The organism is Kordia jejudonensis (assembly GCF_001005315.1).
Lineage (GTDB): Bacteria > Bacteroidota > Bacteroidia > Flavobacteriales > Flavobacteriaceae > Kordia > Kordia jejudonensis.
Window position 1 is genome coordinate 1 of record NZ_LBMG01000030.1, and the last position, 20391, is coordinate 20391.

14 protein-coding genes are annotated in these 20391 nt (G+C 34.7%); 4 read left to right on the forward strand and 10 right to left on the reverse strand.

Going from position 1 to position 20391, the window contains the following annotated elements:
* The first annotated feature begins 585 nt into the window (after window positions 1–585).
* Both AA089_RS14865 and AA089_RS14870 read left to right on the forward strand, forming a co-directional pair.
* On the forward strand, window positions 586–1146 hold the full coding sequence (locus AA089_RS14865) for a carboxymuconolactone decarboxylase family protein (RefSeq protein WP_046757818.1): 561 nt from the start codon (window positions 586–588) through the stop codon (window positions 1144–1146).
* 171 nt (window positions 1147–1317) lie between these two features.
* Complete coding sequence (locus tag AA089_RS14870) at window positions 1318–1698, forward strand: cupredoxin domain-containing protein (protein ID WP_046757768.1); 381 nt, start codon at window positions 1318–1320, stop codon at window positions 1696–1698.
* Between the two features lie 84 nt (window positions 1699–1782).
* On the opposite strand, the gene AA089_RS14875 is transcribed toward AA089_RS14870, so the two are convergent.
* From AA089_RS14875 to AA089_RS14920, 10 genes are all read right to left on the reverse strand, one after another.
* Window positions 1783–2547, reverse strand: a complete 765-nt coding sequence (locus tag AA089_RS14875; RefSeq protein WP_046757769.1) for a hypothetical protein — start codon at window positions 2545–2547, stop codon at window positions 1783–1785.
* A gap of 46 nt (window positions 2548–2593) precedes the next feature.
* Window positions 2594–3544 carry a hypothetical protein gene (locus tag AA089_RS14880; protein WP_046757770.1) on the reverse strand — a complete coding sequence of 317 codons (951 nt, stop codon included), beginning with the start codon at window positions 3542–3544 and terminating at the stop codon, window positions 2594–2596.
* A 111-nt stretch (window positions 3545–3655) separates the two neighbouring features.
* Window positions 3656–6232, reverse strand: a complete 2577-nt coding sequence (locus tag AA089_RS14885; protein WP_046757771.1) for a ligand-binding sensor domain-containing protein — start codon at window positions 6230–6232, stop codon at window positions 3656–3658.
* A 110-nt stretch (window positions 6233–6342) separates the two neighbouring features.
* Window positions 6343–8364: a M43 family zinc metalloprotease gene (locus AA089_RS14890; RefSeq protein ID WP_046757772.1), complete on the reverse strand. Its 2022-nt coding sequence runs from the start codon at window positions 8362–8364 to the stop codon at window positions 6343–6345.
* A 544-nt stretch (window positions 8365–8908) separates the two neighbouring features.
* Window positions 8909–10201 (reverse strand): aminopeptidase P family protein, encoded by a 1293-nt coding sequence (locus tag AA089_RS14895; protein WP_046757773.1) that lies wholly within the window; start codon window positions 10199–10201, stop codon window positions 8909–8911.
* Window positions 10202–10447: 246 nt separating this feature from the next.
* On the reverse strand, window positions 10448–13906 hold the full coding sequence (locus AA089_RS14900) for a T9SS type A sorting domain-containing protein (RefSeq protein WP_046757774.1): 3459 nt from the start codon (window positions 13904–13906) through the stop codon (window positions 10448–10450).
* Between the two features lie 206 nt (window positions 13907–14112).
* Window positions 14113–14700, reverse strand: coding sequence for a Crp/Fnr family transcriptional regulator (locus tag AA089_RS14905; protein WP_046757775.1), 588 nt, complete (start codon window positions 14698–14700; stop codon window positions 14113–14115).
* Between the two features lie 57 nt (window positions 14701–14757).
* Window positions 14758–15384, reverse strand: a complete 627-nt coding sequence (locus AA089_RS14910; protein WP_046757776.1) for a hypothetical protein — start codon at window positions 15382–15384, stop codon at window positions 14758–14760.
* 122 nt (window positions 15385–15506) lie between these two features.
* Window positions 15507–16070, reverse strand: coding sequence for a hypothetical protein (locus AA089_RS14915; protein ID WP_046757777.1), 564 nt, complete (start codon window positions 16068–16070; stop codon window positions 15507–15509).
* An 8-nt stretch (window positions 16071–16078) separates the two neighbouring features.
* Window positions 16079–16360 carry a hypothetical protein gene (locus AA089_RS14920; RefSeq protein ID WP_156169041.1) on the reverse strand — a complete coding sequence of 94 codons (282 nt, stop codon included), beginning with the start codon at window positions 16358–16360 and terminating at the stop codon, window positions 16079–16081.
* A 237-nt stretch (window positions 16361–16597) separates the two neighbouring features.
* Between AA089_RS14920 and AA089_RS14925 the strand changes: the two genes are divergently transcribed.
* Window positions 16598–19450, forward strand: coding sequence for a beta propeller repeat protein (locus AA089_RS14925; RefSeq protein ID WP_046757779.1), 2853 nt, complete (start codon window positions 16598–16600; stop codon window positions 19448–19450).
* A 184-nt stretch (window positions 19451–19634) separates the two neighbouring features.
* A complete protein-coding gene (locus AA089_RS14930) occupies window positions 19635–20330 on the forward strand; it encodes an alpha/beta fold hydrolase (RefSeq protein WP_156169042.1) in 696 nt (231 codons plus the stop codon).
* Window positions 20331–20391: the final 61 nt, after the last annotated feature.

The window sequence follows — 20391 nt, forward strand, 5'->3', positions numbered from 1 at the left end:
TCAGGGACGTACAACTTTTACATTTAAAATTCAGCATTTATAATTTAAAATTCCCAAACGTCACTTCGAGTGATTTTGTGAAATAAAATAGTATTGAGAAGTACTTAAAAACGTATTTTTTTCCACTGTCATTCCACACCTTGTACTCAACTTGATTCGTTATTGATGCGGAATCTGTCTTACAATCAAAATATAGATTACTTTTTTGCTGAATCAAGTTCAGTACAGATCGCAGGAATGGCAAAATCTATATGAGAATACGCCTAAAAATCAAAAAGCGAAGCAAATCTAACGCTCTAAATCAGTCTAAAACCCATTTGTCCAACGCTTAGGAACTTTTGTCCATTTTCTGGCATGTCTTTCCGCCGCATCTTTGTACTGTTCAAATGAAGCAACGCATTTCATAAGCTTTTAAAAAGTAAAGTTGCCATTTTTAATTTAGTTATAAACAAAACCAGATAGTATGAAAGACACACAAATAACTACATGCCCAAATTGTTGGGGATATCAAGAATACGACGAGCAATATCCAGATAGACAAATCTGTGAATGCAAAAATTAAAAACAAACAAAAAAACAGAAATTATGAGTACACGAATTGAAACATTAAACCCAGAAACAACAACAGGAACTTCTAAAGAATTATTTAACGCAGTTCAGAAAAAATTAGGCTTTATTCCAAACTTGATCAAAGTATTTGGAAATTCTCCAGCAACCTTGAAATCGTATTTAAGTTTAGGCGAATTGACCGCAAGTGGAAACTTTAGCAACAAATTTAGAGAGCAATTAGCCTTAGCAATCGCAGAAGAAAATTCTTGTAATTACTGTTTGTCAGCACATACGGCAATCGGAAAAATGAACGGATTGACAGAAGAACAAACAGAAGCAAGCAGACAAGGATTGGCAACTGACGCTAAAGTACAAGCTGGATTGCAATTTGCGCAAAGCGTAACTAAAAATAGAGGACAGGTTTCAGGTTCAGAAATTGCAGCCGTAAAAGCAGCAGGATATAATGATGGAGATGTTTTAGAAATTGTCTTAAATGTAGTTTCAAATACATTGACAAACTACGTAAACCACATTGCAGAAACAGAAATTGATTTCCCAAAGGTTGAAGCTGGACAGTTTGCTGCTGTAGCAGAATAACATTTCGACTGCGCTCAATGTGACAAGAATTTAATATAAAAATAAGAATAGCATGAATTTCCTGAGTTTTAGGAATAGAATTCAGGAATTCATTTCAACTTATATAATCACAAATACATACAATTATCAAAAGATCTTGAACTAAATTCAGGAGTATTAAAAATAAAAACAATGAAAAAATTAATCGCAATTTTAGTACTATTCGTAGGATTTTCAATCACTACACAAGCACAAAACAACATGATGAAGACAACTGCTAAAACCGTTTCTTTAGAACAAACAAAGGGAGAATTCACGCAAAAATCTATTACACTTTCAGAAGGAACTTATGTTTTTGAAATCGCAAATACAGACGTTGGACACGATGTAGGTTTTGTATTAGCGCCCAAAGGAAAAACGGACGCTGCAAACCATATAAAAAGTGCTTATGTCACAGAAGTTGTAAAAAATAATACCAAAGGACATTCCAAAGAAGTAACGCTTACAAAAGGTACATATGTATACTTTTGCCCCCTAAATCCAACACCGCAATATACGTTGGTAGTAGAGTAATGACTACTTTTTTTTCATGATTGATAGTGAAAAAGCACGCTTTTCGGCGTGCTTTTTTATATTTGGGGAAACACAAACTAACTATTATTCGTAAAAATATTGTGTAGACGTTACAGGAAGGTTATTGCCTTCTTCATATCCTAAAGAACTTACTGGATAATCGTTGGCGTTGTACACATATTCTAATCGTGTTTCACCGTTATATAACGCAACAGGATTATTTGTAGCACCTTCTCCAGGCTCACCTAAAAGTTGAAAGATAAAAGCCAGATGTATATTTTTTAATGTTCCGTTTTTGGTATCATATAAAAATACTTCTTCGTCACCATAATCTACAGAAAATCTTTTTGTCCAATTTCCATTAGAAAAAGTATCAATGCTTTCACTAATGTAAACATTTTGTGTTGAATGAGTTCCTCTGTATGATTTTGTGCTAATTTGATTATTAGGTAAATATGTAAGCACATGTCTGGTAGCTGAATCAACATTTCCTAAAACATAGTATATTGTATATTCTGTTAAAATATTATCGGCGCCATATGTTATCGTAGTATACGTTTCTTGAATATTTCCGATGTATGCGTCTATTCGTACCAACAGTTCATTTTCATAAGTATAGGTTACGTTAAAAGTATCTGATTCATTGTAACCTATAAGTTTATTTCCATTATATAAGTAATTAATAATATAATCATCGCCACTATCATCTTGTGTTACGGTTCTCTTAAGAAGTAGTTCTGTAGAAGGATCAACAGGATCATTCATATCTTCTTCATTGTTGCTGTCTGAGGTGCATGAAAGAAAAAAAGCAATAAGAATGATTGTACATATTTGTGTTATTTTTTTCATTTTATGGTGTGTATTAAATGATATGTCTAAATCGTAGTAATTGTATTTATTGAGTTACTCCGTATAGTAACGAAAGAGAATATCCATTAGCTGTAGCAAATGGAAACGGTTTTGATGTTACACTACCATCTAAAACATTTACGGCGTCAATTCCTGTGTCATTTGCGTAGATAATTTTCTTTTCTGCAACATTGTAAACAGCAGTTTCAGGGTAAAAGCCTTCGCCAGAAACTGAAAATGAGTTTAATAATGTATTTGAGTCATAATTATATTCAGCAAGGATGAAGTCATCATTGGTATCTAAAACTAATACGTAAAATTTATTTTCTATATGATCGTAGTGTAATGAAAGCACATAACCATCTGTGGCATCAAATGGAAATGATCTTGACGTAATACTACCATTTAATACATTTACAGCATTGATTCCGGTATCTGTTGCATATAAAATTCTTTTATTAGTACTATCGTATACGGTAGATTCTTCAAAAGCACCATCGTCTGAAATTGAAAATGTATTTGATAAAGTATTGTTATCAAAGTCATATTCACTAACCATAAAATTATCATCACTATCAGAAATTAGTGCATATATTTTTGTGTTTGAAGTATCATAATGAAGCGCCAATCCATATCCATTTGCAGCGTTAAACGGAAATGGTTTTGATGTTATAGCACCATTTATAACATTTACGGTACTAATTCCAGTATCTGTTGCATACATAATTCTATTATTGGCAGCGTCATAAACGGTAGTTTCTTCATAAAATCCTTCACTATTTAAAGGGAAAATATTTGAGAGTACATTCGTGTCATGATTATAATTTGCTACGCTTGCGTTATCATTTGTATCTAATATCAACGCAAAAATACGTGCCTCCGACATGCCAGTTATAGGATCTACGGGATCATTCATATCTTCTTCATTGTTGCTGTCTGAGGTGCATGAAGAACAAAAAATAGCAAGCATCGCTAAAAGTAATACAGGTTTTCTCATTGTAAATTTGTGTTCGTTTTTTTGGCAAATATATATGCGGAATCGTTCGCAACATCAATATCGACAATGCAAAGGGACGAATGGAGCTAAAAAAGTGAAGAATGGAATTCGTTACTTGAGAAGTATTTTGTGAACTTCTTTTTGATACGTCTTTCCTATAGGGATCGAAAGCTCGTTGATCGTTACAGATGTATAGTTATGCGCGCTTATTTTATCAAGTCGAACCAAATACGAACGATGAATTTGCAAGTAATTTATTTTATCAGGCAACATTTTGTGAAAAGATTTTATCGTATCACGTGTTACAAATGATTTTTCGTTGGTAAAGATTTCAATATAGTTTCCTGACGATTGTACATATAAAATAGCATCACTAAACAGTTTTACATGTTTTCCATCGCTTTTAATAGTAATAACAAGCTTCTCTGTTTTTATTTTATTGAAAACGGACATGAGCAAACCTCTAACAATATCTTTATTATAAGTTAACACACGAATTTTAAAGAATGTATAAATTAAAAAACCAACGGCAATTGCCATGAGCAATTTAAACCACCAAGTTGTCCAAAATGCAGGTGTAATCTGAATGGGAAGTATCAGTTGATTAGCCGTATTCCACGCATTAGAACCTTCGCGTGCTTGAATGATAAAATTTGTATTGATGGCAGGAACATTATTCAATCGGATTTCGCGATTTTTGGTATAAATCCAATCCTGATTTTCAAATTTATAACGGTATGCTAAGTTCGCACTGTTGTTGAAAGCAATGCAATTGTACCGAATAAAAATTGCGTTTTCATCGTATGAGAGTTGTTTTAAATCATGTTTGGAGCGTTCTTCATTGTTAACGGTAATTTCTTCAAGTGTAAAGAATGGTAACTTGTTTTTATGAACGTTGGTACTCTTTTTTGTAGGATAGGAATACAATCCTTTTTTTGTCCCAATCCAAAGTGTATCTCGTATTATTTGAACGTCATTGACTTCGATGCCCAAATCTTCCGCATGTGATAATCCTGAAATGGCAACAATACTATCATTGGCAATTTCAATTTTATTTACACCAACATTAGAACATGCCCAAACTACGGAATCATTTTCCACCAAAAGTTCGGTAATCTGATTGCTATACAAGCCATTTTTATCAGTAACTTCAAGAATCGGTTTGTAATTTTTAAAAAATACGACGCCTTTTTCTGCGGTTGCAATTACAAAGTCATCCTGAAAACGGTCAATATCATTAACACGACCTTCATACAAACTTGATGAGGCAGTTGCGTCAACATAAAGTCCATCATTTTTTCCAACAAGCAGTTTGTCTTCAAACAATTGCAAATCAAAAGTCATGCGCACTTTTAAAATATTAGATTGCTCAATAATTGAAGGTGTAATTTTATTTTCTGTCATTCTATACACAAACGGATTGCCTCCAAAAATATATAACGAATCGTGCACGTCATCCGAAAAACCACGCACATATTCTTGCTTTATAAACTTCTTGCCAAACAGTGTGTACGTACTATTGTTATTGTTAAAAATGACATCTTCAATGATATTATTTGCCGAAAGCGATATGGGAAGATTACTGCCTGAATTGTACACAGAAACAAGCGAATCACCTTTGCGTTGAAAAATATGACCATCAAATGTTCCTACATACAATGTATTTTGTTTTGTGACTAATGAGTGAATATGATTTGCAGGACTGGTTTTATGAAAAGTTAAGTTTGGATTTTTACAATAATACACACCAGAAGTTAATGACGTTGCCCATAACGATTGCTGATGATCAATTAAAAGAGAACTAATTGATTCTTTCCCTAAAAAGTGCTTGACAAAATTTCCGTTTTCATCAAACACATCTACACCAGCGCCAATGTAACTTACCCAAAATTGATTGTCGTAAAATTGACCAATATTTAGAATTCGATTTTTGTGAAACTTCTTTTCGAAAATTTTACCGTTTTTATAAAGAAACAAAGAATCTTTCTCACCAATGACACTTAGTTCATCATTAATTTTTGCAGCACTAAAACGTACAGTATTAAAACTTTTAACTCTTATATATTCATGATTTTTTAAAGAAAGTGTATCGTGTTTTGTGCCTTTATACGCTTTTACAACACCTTTTGGAGACGCATAAAAGTGAATGTAATTGGTTTGTTTTGAAATTTCAATTTTTTCCTGTGGAGCAACCGTTCCGTCACGATCAATTTCAATTTTTCTCAACATGGTCATTCCTGCAAATAAGGATTGATCCGGATAAACTATAAAATTATTAAAATTGGTATTGCTTGATTCCATCTTTAACGAAGCCGCTTTGATGTTGTCATTATATAGATATGGCTGAAACGTAACGGAATTGGTATTCATCAAAACCAGTTGATTGCTCAAACTTGAAATCCACACCAAACTGTCAGATACTTTGTGAAAATTCATCAAGGTATTATCAAGCAAACCATCTTTGGTAGAAAAATTTTGAAATGAATAACTATCGTACATCGACAATCCACGATCGGTTAAAAACCAAATTTTACCTTTCGCATCCTGAAAACAATTGTATACTTCCGAACTCGGTAATCCTTGTTGTGTGTCAAAGTTTTTAAACACATATTCTTGTGAAAAACCTATAGAAAAAAACGCTAAGTAAAACAGGATTATTAAATATGTAGCGCGTTGTCTTGACTTCATAAAAGAAATTACCAGTTGATTGATTGACTATAAATATAAAACTAAAAAACTTGTAACTATAGTAAGTTTATCACTAAAAGTTACAAGTTTTAACGTGTATGTAGTTGTTATTATAGTTTAATCAGCTTTTTGGTTGCCTTTTCTCCTTTGTTAGATTGGATGTTTACGAAATACACGCCACTTGCCAAATCGTCAATAGCAACAGTATTTTGAACTTGATTTTTCAATGTTACTGTTTTAACAGCCTTCCCATTTATATCAACAATAGCAATACTTTCTAGCACAGTTCCACTAGTAGAAGCAATCGTAATTTCGTTCTGAGCAGGATTTGGATACATAGAAATCAATGAGCTCAAATTTGGAAATTCTTGAGTAGCTAACACGGAGTTTTCATAGATTTTTACATTTCTATAAAACGAAGTTCCGTCGTTATAACTTCCGCCACCAGGGTAATTATCACCAGAAGTCCATGTTTCATTAAACAAATCGTTGTCTGCTGAAAAGAATAAATACTGTGCATTTCCTGTATACAATTGTCCAATTGGAATGGTGTAATGTTTGTACGTATAGCGCTCTCCGTCAGTATACGTATTAAAATCAAGCGTATATGCAGCATTTGGCGGAATTGGTTGAAAACCGTATAACTTGTATGCAAGTTCTGGATCAAGTGTTAAATCGTTGTCAATTCCGATAAGATGTAATTCGCCGTCAATTGTACTCATAAAATCAAATTCAAGAACGGTATCTGCCGTAATTGTATAATTAATCTCAACAGCTTTCCATGCATTAACCGATAAATGTAAAGTAGCTCCATTATCGTACACGGTTGACACTCCATTATCTTGTGCTGCATCATAGCTCAAAATTGTTTCTGTACTAAAATCAATAATAGGAATCAACGTATCGCACGCGTCATTTTGGTTTGGATTTAAGTCTAAATTTACATCAGGATATCCATTACACATATCAAGACTATCGCAAACGCCATCGCCATCACTATCGTTATTTGGATCATTTGGACAGTCGTCACACGCATCAGGAATATTGTCTAAATCGGTGTCTAATCCAGAAGTACAGCCATATAAAGTTGTCAGTACATTGTCAACAGACCATAAGTTATTTCGATCGGCAACGGTAGAATTTAATGCCGCTTCCATACGCACTTTTTGTCCTTGTGTAAACATAGCATAGGTTGCGCCTGTATAATCCATCATGTTGGTCAAATTGTCTACGGTTCCACAATTTGTAACACTTCCAGGACCAAGATAATCGTCTAAATCTCTAATGGTATTCCCTAATGTATTTGGTGTATCGGTTACGCTATCATCTTGGTTACAATATATACTGTTTCCGTTTCCACCTGCATTTGCCCAAATGTGATACACGTTGAGCCAATGTCCAACTTCATGTGATAAATTATGATACCAAGTTTGCCACATTTCGTCATGTTCTCCAAAAGCCCAAGCAGACATCACATGTCCGTCTAAATAGGCAAGTGAAGGACCATCTACACTTGGTGGAAATGTTGCAAAACCAGACGTTCCGCTTCCATCAATTGCTTGACGCACTACGTAAATATTGAAATAATTTTCACGTGGCCAATGGTATATTTGTCGCATGTTAGGATTGTTTCCACGTAAGGTGTAAAAAGCATCAACTTGTCTGTCGATTCCGTTTGTTGGATTTCCTTGCGGATCAAACTTTGCTAGAACAAATCGTAATTTTTTAGTATCAAAAGCACCTCGGACAGGTAAAAAGCTAGGATCAATATTAGGATCAAAAGCGGAATTTCCTGCAAAGAAAATATTCAATGATTCTATCGCTCTTTCTACAGCTGCATCAGAAATATTTTCGACACCATTATTATGGATAATATGAACAACCACAGGAATAATATAATCGGTTCCGATGGTTAACCCTTCAACACCTGTAAAATCTTCGCCCATTGATGGACTTGCTTGAAAGTTTTCCGTAAAACGTTCCAAATCTCCAAAAGCTTGATTGTTTTCAGGACGCGCTTCAGGATGTGCTGCAAACAATTGTTGTTGTACAATTTCTTGTCCGCAATGTTGTTGACCAAAAGATAAAAAGGCAATACAAAAAAAGGTAAGGAATAGTAATTTTTTTTTCATAGTTGGTAAAAAGTTAATTCTAACAAAAATAACTCTTTTTTCGTAATAATTACCTGTTAATGTTCACAGAATCTATTGGTTAGCGTTCAAATAGTATTGCGTATTGAGAAGTTAGTATTGAGTTGTGCTGTATTTCGAATTGATAAATAATAAATATCGAATAACGAACAAGGAATAACGAATTTTGAAGTTTAAAAGTGTGGTTCAATTTCAAATATGTCTTTCAACTCAACTACTCCATGAATTGACAAATAACAAATATCGAATAATGAATGATGAAGTTCAAATGTGTACTTCGATTTTAAATATGTCCTCCAACTCAACAAATTTACGAATACAGAATATCGAATAACAAATATCGAATAACGAATATCGAACAAGGAATAACGAATGATGAAGTTTAAATGTGTGGTTCAATTTCAAATATGTCTTTCAACTCAACAACTTTACGAATTCCAAATATCGAATGATGAATTTTAAATCAAGAAAAATACTTTTTAAGACCCAAGACCCAAGACCCAAGACCCAAGACCCAAGACCCAACTTACTGATTCATCAAATCTTCAATTTCGTCAGCTTCAATAGGAATATCACGCATTAAGTTAAATGGTTCGCCAGTTGGTTGAATGACAACATCATCTTCCAAACGAATTCCGAAACCTTCCTCTGGAATGTAAATTCCGGGTTCTACCGTAAAAACCATGTTGGCTTGCATTGGTTCCGTTAAAATTCCATAATCATGTGTATCTAACCCAATATGATGTGAAGTGCCATGCATGAAATATTTTTTATACGCTGGCCAATCTGGATCTTCGTTTTGTACATCGGCTTTGTCTAGCAACCCTAAACCTAACAATTCAGAAGTCATCAATTTTCCAACTTCTACATGATATGCTGCCCAATCGGTTCCTGGAACTAACATTTTTGTAGCTTCATCTTTTACACGATTTACAGCGTTGTATACAGCTTTTTGTCGTTCAGAAAAACGTCCTGAAACGGGAATGGTACGTGTCATATCACTTGCGTAATTGGCGTATTCGGCTCCGACATCTAACAAAATTAAGTCGCCAGCTTTGCATTGTTGATTGTTTTCGATGTAATGCAATACGTTTGCGTTGTTTCCTGCTGCGACAATTGGTGTGTAGGCAAATTTCTTTGAACGATTTCTTAGAAATTCATGAATCAATTCGGCTTCAATTTCATATTCCCACACGCCAGGTTTTACAAAATTAAGCAATCTGCGGAAACCTTTATTTGTAATATCACAAGCTTGTTGCATCAAATCTAATTCAATAGGATCTTTCACGGAACGCAAGCGTTGTAAAATAGGATTACTTTTTGCCACACTATGTGCTGGATATTTGTCTTTTAACCATTTTGTGAAACGATCTTCACGTGTTTCCGTTTCTACATTGGCGCGATAATGTTCGTTGGTGTTAATGTATACCGTATCGCATTGCGTCATGATTTCAAACATGATTTTTTCCAAATCTTGCAACCAATACACCGTTTTAATTCCAGAAGTTGCTAAGGCTGCTTCTTTGGTCAATTTTTCACCTTCCCAAACCGCAATATGTTCGTTGGTTTCTTTTAAGAATAAAATTTCTCTGTGTTTCTCTTTCGGACAATCGGGAAATAATACCAAAATACTTTCTTCCTGATCTACACCGCTTAAATAGAAAATATCTCTATGTTGCTCAAATGGCATCGTGCTGTCTGCGCTAATTGGATAAATATCATTCGAATTGAACACAGCCAAACTACTCGGTTTCATCTGTGCCATGAAATTCTTTCTATTTTTAATAAACAGGTTGCGATCTATTGGATGGTATTTCATTTTGGTAATTTTAATGGATTTGTTTCAAAAATAATCAAACAAAAGAGGAATTGTGTAGCCAAATGGCGTTTTTTCTAATGTGTGATTTTTTTAATATAAAATATAATGATTTTTTGATTTGAAAATAAACTGTAAACAAATAGTTCTTATTTAAAAAATACTAAAATTTTCATTCTGCGTTTGTTTCAGAATCCACTTTAAAAACGTATCGATTCTTTCCTTCGCAGGAATGACAAAAAGTGCCGATTAATACACAATTAACTTTCCTTTTTTAATTTTATCATTCAATCGAATATTGTATAAATACACGCCAGCGCTTAAGTTCCATTGTTGTGTTGGAATCGCCTTGTTGGTTTGTGTAAAAACAGTTCCGATCAATTTTCCTTGAATGTTATATAGTGAAAATTTCAAGTCTTCGTTCTTTGTACTTTTAACAAAAACATTCGCATTATTCTTCACAGGATTTGGGTAGAATGTAATCGCGCTCGACGCAACTTCATTTACACTTAATACGCGTCCCAAATTAATATTATCAACATACAACGCTTGTCCGTATGCATTGACATTTCTAAACTTTACTTGAACGTTTTCATTGCCAATATAGGCTGACAAATCAATTGATTCTTCGCGCCATTGTGTAGCCGTTGGTACAAACTGAGCCGTAGTATTTGGAGCTGTTGCCAGAACGCTTCCATATTTGCTATATACATTTGTCCATGTCATGCCACAATCGGTTGAAATTTCTACTTCCAAACCATCTTCATACGCGCCAGAATACAACGCATACGCTACATCAAAAGTCAGTGTAGCATCTGCGACAGCTGTATTTACCATATTTAGTGGCGCAATAATATCGCAATGTGTCCCAACCTGAGAAATTACATAATTATTTACATACATGGAATTGGTACTTTGTCCAAAACCACCAACAGTATTTTCATATGTCCATGTGTAATTTCCAGTGCCAGCTTGTGTCCAACCGTTAGGTACAAACGCCACTTCAAAATCTTCTTCTAAATTTGTATTTGTCAATGCTTCTACATTTACTGTAATTGTATCCGTAGCAGAAACGCCAGCAGCATTGGTGACCGTTAATGTTACCGTATGTGTTCCAGTTGTGGTAAACGTTACTTGCGGATTTCTCAAAGATGAAGTGGCAATATTTCCATTCTCAAAGGTCCAAGACCATGTTGCGTTGGTATGATTTAACATCGAATAATCATCAAAATAGAAAATATCTCCAGCGCATGTTGCGGTTAATTTATCAACCATAATTTTTGCCACAGGTCGTGAAGGTGTTTCAAATAAATTGCTTTCCCAGATGCCTTTTCCATAACTTGCCAAACGTATTTTTCCATCTCTGTAAAAAGGGCGTAAATCGTTGGCACCAATGGTTGTTGGTAAGTTTGCATTATCCAATGTCCATGAAGTCATGGTGTTGTTTTTATAATAAACCGACATGCTTGTGGCAACATACACGCCACCGTCAGTTCCACCAATAGTAGTTAATACTTGAATGTTTTGTCCGTTTAACTCACTAGAAGTTTCGTTTGACCAGAAAGTTCCTCCATTAGTACTTTTGAATACTTTCGCACCATTATTTCCACGTGGATATGCCAACCAAATCGTTTGATCGTTTTCAGGATCTAAACTAATTAATGCCAAACTTCCATCGCCGCTTGGTAAAGTAATTGTACTTGTTGTTGCCCAATTGTCTGTAGTTTTTACAAGGTATGCATTTCCAGTATTTGGACGTACAACAATATACATCGTGTCTGTATTTGTGCGCGAAATCTCAATTCCTAAAACAGTACTACTTGCAGGAGCTGTATAAATGGCTTCATAACTTGCGCCAGCATCTTCACTTTTAAATAATTGATTTGAATTCCCTAAATATACTTGATTGTAACAGCTTGGATGAAATTCCATTTCGGACGATTGTGCAAACCAAGGTTCTTCGGTTGGTGCCAATCCCATGGAAGCATTCAACACGGCACCGCTTATTGTATTTGGAATAAAACGGCTTCCAATATTGGTAGAATAAATTTGTTCAGTTCCTGGATTTACATATCCTGAAGCTGGTTCGCCACCACCTAGATCTAAAAATACGCCAAAAGGAAATCCTTCAGAATATACATCTACACCATTGTGAAACGTTCCACCAACCAATAAATCACGATTCCAGCCTGAGCCAAATCCCCAAAAATCTGTTCCATGAACGCCATTCATTTTAAATTCTGGTTGTGAAGCAAATAAATCATTCGATTTAAAAATTCCGCCGTCAGTTGTTGCCCAATATTCATTTCCAAACGCTCTAAAATCTTGCATGTCTACGTGCATCGGATTGTACGTTCCGCAACCATAATTATAAATACACGTAAAGGTTTGTCCGCCATCATTGGATCGCCACATGCCAATTCCACCAACTAAAATTTGATCAGCATTGGAGTTGGAAGCCATCGCAGCGCAGTTGTAAAACCCTTGATTGAAACCTGTTGCTGAGGTATCAGAATTTAATAAATTTGGATGTGTTGCTGTGTATGGCGCACCATCATATCCCATGGTATTTGTCCATGAAACACCAGCGTCGTCACTTCTGTACACGCCAATAAAACCATTGTCGCCTGCTTTCGAATCTCCAATTAAAAACGCGTACACTCTATTAGGATTTGCATCACTAACGGCAAGTCGTGCACCTTCCACACTTCTGTTTGGATCTGTTGAATTGTACCAACCAGTAGATTGAACCAACCAAATAAAACCTCCATCTGTAGACTTTAAAAATTCGTGTCTATTCGTCGTAGGATTTTCTCGTACGGCATATAATGTATTTGGATTTCCAGGTTGTGCTTTTATATCAAAGCTTTCATTTACAACGACTCTATTCCAAGTAGCGCCATCATCAATACTTCTGTAAATGCCTTCTTCTCCAGCTAATAATACAATACTTGGATTATTCGGATTGATAAATATTTCCGCAGGATTTACGCGGTAACCAAATATCGTAATATTACTATCAAAAACGACAGTCCATGAGGTTCCGCCATTTGTTGTCTTAAATATTTCCGTTCCTGAACCTGCATACACAATGTCAGGATTTGTAGGATGTACTGCAATAGCACTCACACCTGAATTTGCAATTACGGCTTGCGGCGCTAACGATGTCACTAAGGTTTTAGAAACATTTGTCCAATTATCGCCACCATTCGTTGTTTTGTAAATTTCGCCTGATTCTGTTCCGCAGTATAAGGTATTCGGAACAGTTTGACATCTGCCAATACTGTATACATTGGTTTGTGCGCCACTTAAAACTGTGCCACCTTCTCGGTAACTTTCAAAAGGTCCAATAACAGACCAATTGCCCATTTCTGAGTTGGAATTTTGAGAATTCGTTAAATTTCGTGCGGCTTCAATAGCTTGTAATTTTTTGGTATGATCGTAAAAACCTTCCTTATTTACATACGGATCAATTGCTCTGCGCCATCTTTTATAATATTGTGTATGAAATGATTTTTCATAAGCATGTGTTTCATAATACAATCGATATAAGTTATCAATCGTATTCACATTTGGATGTTCGCTGTACATTAATTTTGCCCATTCAGGTGCGTCTTTGTACAATTGGTTGGAAACATTTTTGTTGAGTGGTTGCCCATAACTTACGATTGCACTTAGCAATACGAAGAAAAGTACTAATTTTTTCATAGCGGATGTGTTGTTATAATACAATAAAATCGAGGCAGAAATAGTGAGTTTATAACGTGATTTTTAAACTCGATGGTAAAAATATAAAAATAAGCGATTGAAACCACATGTTCCTGTAATAATTTGAAGTTGTAACGATTTGATAATGATGTTAGTTTGTCAATTTATTTGCCAAAAACCCAACACCCAAAGACCCAATACCTAATTCACAAAACTACATTCTTCCGAATACGGCTCATATGTCGCGAGGAGATTCCTAAAAAGGAAGCCAAATAGCGCAGTGGAACTTCTTTGAGTAATTTTGGTTCGTTGGCAAGTAATTTTTTGTACCGTTCTTCGGGAGATAAGGTCAATAAATCAATTCTGTAATCGTCAATTCTGTAGATTTGATTTTCTATTAAATTGTAATAAAAACGATGAAAAGCTTCGTTGGTTTTTAGCAAATGTTGAAAGTTTTTTTGATCAATCACAAACAAATCGCAATCACTAATCGCTTTGATATTTTTACGTGATGGAATTTGATGCATAAAACTTTTCAATGCGGCTGTGGCAGAATTTTTTAAAGCGAGATAGGTTGTTTTTTCTTCGCCTGCTACCAAAATATGATGTTGTAAAATACCGCTTTCAATAAAACAGAAATATTGACAAACTTTACCTTCTTCCACAAAAAATGTATTCTTTTTCACATGTACATGTTTGAATGTTTCCAAAATTGCAGGAATTTGATCTTCCAAAGCAGTATCTTGAATGAAGGTTTTTAGATACGATTCGAAATTTGTGGTGGAATTATTCATGGTTACAAAAATACAAGGTTAAAAATAAGCTTTTTTAGTTGTATGTACGCCATATTATTATTTCAGTGATATTTGAATTTTATTCTTTTCTGGTTCTATTTTAATCCACGTTTTGTGCGCTCCGTCAGGTATACAATCAATTAAACTTAATCCGTTTATATAGTTGTTTATAGATTGTTTTCCGAATTTTATGTTCATTTCATAAATTCCTTGCCCGCCTTTTCCGATCCAAGCACGAGTCACTATCATCTTATCTTTTTTGATGCGTTCTTTGGACAAACTTTTTAAATCGTATGGATAACAATCAACTCCGTCACACCAATATCCTACCACGTTTTCCATACCTAAGCTGTCAAAATCTAGCTTATATTCTAAATGTGAACAAAATTCGCTATTGAAAACGGGTTCTTTGAAGTTAAAATTAAACGCTCCACACTTAATACATTCAATATTTTCCGAGTCTAATTCATCATTTTCACAACGATTACATGTGCCATAATCAGGATTTATGTGAGAAACGATAATTTTTGCCTCTTTATGACTTAATCCGAAATCATCAACAATTTTCTTGATTGCAAACAATTTTAAATCTTGTTTAACCATTCCCCAAATTTCAAATTTCTGTTCTTCCGTTAGATGAAGTAGGTAGATTTCATTTCCACATTTTTTGCAGTTCAGTTTCATTTTGAGTTGTTTAATTGATGGTAACGTAGTTATGCACAGATTTTTTGTCAATCAAGTTGCAAAGCTTTGTCAAACCTGATTCTATTTTTAATTCTTCTCTATGCAACTTCCAGAGGCAATTACTAATGTCTAGTGTTAATTACTGTTATTTTTGTTACCATATTCTTATCATATTCCAAAATTAACTTACTTGAAAATAATTCAAATTCGAAATTGTATAAATATGTATTCATTAGCTTTTTGGGCATTCCGAATAAATGCTGAAAATCTTCAACAGTCGAGCCAATACTTAATCCGTTTTTAAGAGGGAAAAATTCTTGGTCACTTTCAAAGTGATGTATTTCGAATCCATTTGTTCCAAAAGTCCAAGTTGAATCCGTTTTGAAGATAGAGGATTTCATTTCCGCTATTTTTTCCCCTTTATAAATATATTTACAGTCATAATACTTTCTTGATATTACTTTTACGTCAGTAGGATTTTTAGTTTCGCTAGGCGTACATTCCGTTTCGTAATCAAGTTTGTTAATTGCCAAATTGTTACGAGGATCTTTAAGGAAATTTTTAACTTGAATGGTGTCAATCTCAATCTTTGACTTTGCTATATTAACTCCATTTTTCTTATCTGTACAACTAAAGATACAAGTCACGGTTAATATGAAAATTATAGATTGAATTTGTTTTGTCATAATTGTCGTCAACTGTCTTTTGTATAACTCATTACTTGTTCTATTCTACGATTTTTAATCCCAATATTGATTAAATCATGGCAAAATTTATTGAATTTATTTTTGAATTCGGATTGTAGTTTGGTGTCTCTGCACTCAAATTCCCATAATGCACCAGCGCCACCAAAAAGTTCATTAGTTGAAACGTATTTTCTGAAAAGTTGAGCATCTTTTTGTATGGCTGACGCTAAAATATTTGTCAATTCTTGTTGTCCAACACTTGTTCCAATTTTGGTTCCAATATTCTTCAATTCCGTCACACTTTTGGTTAGCGAATCGATGTTTTCATCTGAAAAAATTTCATTTTTAATGTATCACAAGAATTCCTGTTATTTCTTCTAAACTACAATTATCTTGTGCAAAGTCAAAACCACACAATGGGTTTTCACATTTTCAATACCATCTTTCTTTAATTTGTTAAAAAAACCATCAAAATTTTGCCAAGTTTACAACATTAAGTACTTTGAAAGTCTAAACCAAAACCAACCATGAAACCTAAAATTCTACTATCCGTATTATTTCTTTTTATAGCACAATTTAGCTTCGCGCAAAGCACTGCAACTTCTGCTTCAACAGTGCAAGAAGCGTTAAATCAAAAAGCAAAACTTACACAAAATTCTACCGTAAAAAATATCAAATTTACCAATATTGGACCTACAATTATGAGTGGTCGTGTAGTAGATGTTGACGTGAATCCTAACAATACGACCGAATTTTACGTTGCGTATGCTTCAGGTGGATTGTGGCACACAAACAATAACGGAACGACATTTACACCAGTTTTAGACAGTTCGCCAACGCAAAACATTGGCGATATTGCTATCGATTGGAAAACAAATACCATTTGGGTCGGAACAGGAGAAAATAACTCTTCGCGTTCGTCGTATGCAGGAATCGGAATTCTAAAAAGTACCGACAATGGAAAAAATTGGGAAAACAAAGGATTGCTCGATTCGCATCATATCAGCCGAATTTTAATCAATCCGAATAACAGCAATGAATTGTTGGTAGCTGTGTTGGGACATTTATATTCGCCAAATGCAGAACGTGGAATTTTCAAAACAACTGACGGCGGAAACACATGGAACAAAACATTGTTTGTAAACAATGAAACAGGAATTGTAGACATTGCAGTTTCTCCAAATAATTTCAACATTCAATATGCGGCTTCTTGGGAACGCGATCGTAAAGCGTGGAATTTTGTTGGAAATGGAAACAATTCGGCAATCTTCAAAAGTACAGATGCAGGAAATACATGGAAAAAAATAAGTGACAATTCAGGATTTCCAGAAGGAGAAGGCGTGGGACGAATTGGATTGGCAGTTTACGATGAAAATACTGTTTATGCATTTCACGACAGTCAATTTAGACGTGAAACAAAAGAAAAAAAGAAAAGTGATTCCAAAGCATTGACGAAAGATGATTTTAAAACGATGTCGTCACAAACCTTTTTAAATCTTACAGATAAAGAATTAAACACATACCTAAAAACAAACGGTTTTCAAGAAAAATACAGAGCTGAAAACGTAAAACAATTGGTCAGAAGCGGAACCATCAAACCAATTGATTTGTCAAAATATCTAGAAAACGCAAATTCATTATTATTTGATACGCCCGTAATTGGTGCACAAGTTTTCAAAACGATAAACGGCGGAAAATCGTGGAAAAAAACACATGATGATTATTTAGATGATTTGGTATATTCCTATGGATATTACTTCGGAATGATTCGCGTAAGCCCAAAAAATCCTGATCAAATTTACATTGCAGGTGTTCCAATTATACGTTCGCAAGATGGCGGAAAAACATTCAAATCCATCAATGGACAAAACGTACACGCCGATCATCATGCACTTTGGATCAATCCGAATAATCCAAATCATTTGGTGAACGGAAATGATGGTGGAGTCAATATTTCTTATGACAATGGCGACAATTGGATCAAATGCAATACACCTTCTGTGGGACAGTTTTATGCGATTTATGCTGACGAACAACGACCGTATAAAGTATACGGCGGATTGCAAGACAATGGTGTTTGGGTTGGTCCAAACAGTTACAAAGCGTCTGTGAAATGGCATGAAGAAGGCGAATATCCGTACAAGCGAATTATGGGTGGAGATGGAATGCAAATTCAAGTAGACAATCGAAATCCGAACATTGTATATACAGGATATCAATTTGGAAATTACTTCCGATTGAATCGTGAAACTGGTGATCGTCAATACATTCAGCCAAAACACGAACTAGGAGAATCGCCTTATCGATTCAACTGGCAAACGCCAATTCACTTATCAGTTCACAATCAAGATATTCTATATTTTGGAGGAAACAAATTGCACCGATCGCTTGACAAAGGAGATACTTGGGAAACCATTTCTAACGATGTAACGCAAGGCGGAAAGAAAGGAAATGTAGCTTATGGAACGTTGACGAGCATTTCGGAATCGCCTTTTCAATTTGGACTAATTTATGTTGGAAGTGACGATGGATTGCTTCACGTTACCAAAAATGGTGGCGGCGATTGGCAAAAAATTTCAAATGGTTTACCAAGAGATTTATGGGTTTCTCGCGTGATTGCATCTTCACACAAAAAAGAACGTGTATATGCAACACTAAACGGTTACCGTTGGGACGATTTTACAAGTTATGTGTACATGTCTGACAATTATGGACAAACGTGGAAAAACATTGCAAACGGAATTCCAGATTCGCCAGTAAACGTGATTCGAGAAGATCCAGCAAACGAAAATATACTCTATGTTGGTACAGATAATGGTGCATACGCTTCGTTAGATATGGGGAAAACATGGCAACCGTTTCACAAAGGGTTACCAAATGTTGCAGTGCATGATATTGTGGTGCAAAAACAAGCAAAAGATTTATTGATAGGAACACACGGACGTTCTATATACAAAGCAAATATTGCCGTTTTACAAGAAATTGATGAAACTATAAAAGCAAAAGACGTTCATGTATTTGCCACTAAAAGCGAACGTTATCGTTCATCTTGGGGATCTACGTGGAGCAAATGGTTAGAAGCACGTGTGCCTGAAAAAGAAATCTATTTCCATGCGAAAAAGGCAGGAACTTTTACCGTAAAAGTGATGGCGAATGATGTTGTTTTACAAGAAGATAAAATTACCGCGGATGCTGGATTCAATACTTGGAATTATGACTTGAGTGTCACTGAAAAAGGACGAAAAAAGTACTTAGACAAAAAGAAAGATGCGGCTATTCCTAAAAAGAAAAATGGTGCGTATTACTTGCCAAAAGGTACCTATACTATTGAAATTTCTGGAAATGGTGGAAAAAGTGCTACAGAATTAATTATAGAATAAGTGAGTTGAAAAGTTTACTAGTTTATAAATTTAGTTTTTCAAATTCAGACGTCATCTTGAACTTGATTCAAGATCACAAAAGAATATAATAATTTCGGAATGCTCAATCAAGTTTAGCATAACGAAATAATATTACAAAAACGTACACTTAGCAATTTTGAGTGTACGTTTTTACTTTTACAGTATGAAAAAACAAAAACTCTATTTCCTTTCGGGAACCATGTGTACACCACTATTGTGGGAATTTGTATGTGCAGATTTGCCACAATTTGATTGTATTTTTATAGACACAACTTCGGCAACTTCCTTTTCAGCAATAGACGATTTGCTGGAAACAACATTAGAAGAAAACGCATGTGTTGTAGCATTCTCGATGGGCGCGTACGCAATGATGCATTTTGCAGTTTCGCATCCTAATCGGATTCAAAAAATGATTAGCATTGCCGCTTCTGCAAATGGTTTAGCTGCAAAAGAATTACAACTGCGAAAAAGCACGATTGATTTCTTGGAAACTCATAACTACAAAGGGATTTCTACCGCAAGAGCATTGCAGTTTTTACATCCAAAAAATCATCAAAATACCGAGTTGATTCAAGTGATAAAAGACATGGATGCGGATTTAGGAAAAGAAGTGTTAATCAGACAATTGAAAGCCACTTCACAACGCGTAGATTTACACCAAAAACTATCAAAAATTCGAGCAAAAGTTCACATTATTGCGTCAAAAGAAGATGCGTTGGTAAATATTTCAGACGTAAAAGAAACACAAAAGTACTTTTCCAAAGCGACCATTACCATCTTAAAAAACTGCGGACATATGATTCCGTTAGAAATGCCCGATTTGGTAAAAAATACAATCCTTCAATTCTTTACAAATTAACTCGTTCACGTGTTCAAAAAGGGAGTTTACGCATTGTAACTTTTCTTAACAATACTATCTA

Excerpts from the sequence above, each read along its gene's own strand:
- AA089_RS14865 (WP_046757818.1), top strand. The coding sequence starts at position 586 with ATGAGTACACGAATTGAAACATTAAACCCAGAAACAACAACAGGAACT.
- AA089_RS14870 (WP_046757768.1), top strand. The coding sequence starts at position 1,318 with ATGAAAAAATTAATCGCAATTTTAGTACTATTCGTAGGATTTTCAATC.
- AA089_RS14875 (WP_046757769.1), bottom strand. The coding sequence starts at position 2,547 with ATGAAAAAAATAACACAAATATGTACAATCATTCTTATTGCTTTTTTT.
- AA089_RS14880 (WP_046757770.1), bottom strand. The coding sequence starts at position 3,544 with ATGAGAAAACCTGTATTACTTTTAGCGATGCTTGCTATTTTTTGTTCT.
- AA089_RS14885 (WP_046757771.1), bottom strand. The coding sequence starts at position 6,232 with ATGAAGTCAAGACAACGCGCTACATATTTAATAATCCTGTTTTACTTA.
- AA089_RS14890 (WP_046757772.1), bottom strand. The coding sequence starts at position 8,364 with ATGAAAAAAAAATTACTATTCCTTACCTTTTTTTGTATTGCCTTTTTA.
- AA089_RS14895 (WP_046757773.1), bottom strand. The coding sequence starts at position 10,201 with ATGAAATACCATCCAATAGATCGCAACCTGTTTATTAAAAATAGAAAG.
- AA089_RS14900 (WP_046757774.1), bottom strand. The coding sequence starts at position 13,906 with ATGAAAAAATTAGTACTTTTCTTCGTATTGCTAAGTGCAATCGTAAGT.
- AA089_RS14905 (WP_046757775.1), bottom strand. The coding sequence starts at position 14,700 with ATGAATAATTCCACCACAAATTTCGAATCGTATCTAAAAACCTTCATT.
- AA089_RS14910 (WP_046757776.1), bottom strand. The coding sequence starts at position 15,384 with ATGAAACTGAACTGCAAAAAATGTGGAAATGAAATCTACCTACTTCAT.
- AA089_RS14915 (WP_046757777.1), bottom strand. The coding sequence starts at position 16,070 with ATGACAAAACAAATTCAATCTATAATTTTCATATTAACCGTGACTTGT.
- AA089_RS14925 (WP_046757779.1), top strand. The coding sequence starts at position 16,598 with ATGAAACCTAAAATTCTACTATCCGTATTATTTCTTTTTATAGCACAA.
- AA089_RS14930 (WP_156169042.1), top strand. The coding sequence starts at position 19,635 with ATGAAAAAACAAAAACTCTATTTCCTTTCGGGAACCATGTGTACACCA.